At 33.9% G+C, this 811-nt stretch carries 1 protein-coding gene; it reads left to right on the forward strand.

The window, feature by feature from the left end; translation table 11 throughout:
- The first annotated feature begins 252 nt into the window (after positions 1 to 252).
- Positions 253 to 453: a hypothetical protein gene (locus J5X91_RS18015; protein ID WP_208835400.1), complete on the forward strand. Its 201-nt coding sequence runs from the start codon at positions 253 to 255 to the stop codon at positions 451 to 453.
- The last annotated feature ends 358 nt before the right edge of the window (positions 454 to 811 follow it).

An 811-nucleotide genomic window follows, 5' to 3' on the forward strand; every position in this document is an offset into this window, starting at 1 on the left:
TTACTGAGGTCTACTGACAGACAAAAAAGTGATCGGCTTGAATGGTATTGAGCGATCGGCATCATGGTATTACGCAGCATCAAGTCATTAGTATACAAGTAAGTGAGCTTCATAAGAGTAGTTGAGTAATGCACTAGCGGCTAATAGTTTTTCTCCCCAAAAAACATACTGGATATTTCTAATTTAAGTTCTACACTTCAGCTAAGCTTTAATGAAGTGACTTTGTATATATTAAAATTAAGGATATTTAAGATGGATCTATACTATTTAAATAACAATTCGCAGCCTACTGGCGAACATGAAGTACATAAAAAAGGCTGTAATTTTATGCCGATGAATAAAACAGAACTAGGAATGCACAGCACATGTTCATCGGCAGTATTAAAAGCAAAGCTAATTCATACAAATGTTGATGGATGTATGTTTTGTAGCCCTAATTGCCATACTCGATAATCGTTCCCAAATAGGGTAAAAAAGGCGTTCGTTCGCAAACTTATTTATTTTTTTGCAACTCGGTAGCTTAGTAAAAGCAAGGGGGGTATTCGCAAACTTATTTATCATAAACATTTTGATGTGTCTGAATATTTAAAATTCAGACAATGTATTAAAAAATAGACAAACTTCGGTTTGTCTATTTTTTTGTTTATTATTTATATTTCAACTTGAGTGACTCTTAAAATATTATCTGCATCGACAAAGTTTATTGGCTAACTTTACCTTGCACTAATAGCTACTGCGTAATACCATGATGCCGATCGCTCAATACCATTCAAGCCGATCACTTTTTTGTCTGTCAGTAGACCTCAGTAAA

It is taken from the genome of Pseudoalteromonas sp. K222D (assembly GCF_017653575.1).
GTDB classification, from domain to species: Bacteria; Pseudomonadota; Gammaproteobacteria; order Enterobacterales; family Alteromonadaceae; genus Pseudoalteromonas; species Pseudoalteromonas nigrifaciens.

What these genes read in the sequence shown, in the direction of transcription:
- J5X91_RS18015 (WP_208835400.1), top strand. Translation starts at nt 253, where the DNA reads ATGGATCTATACTATTTAAATAACAATTCGCAGCCTACTGGCGAACAT.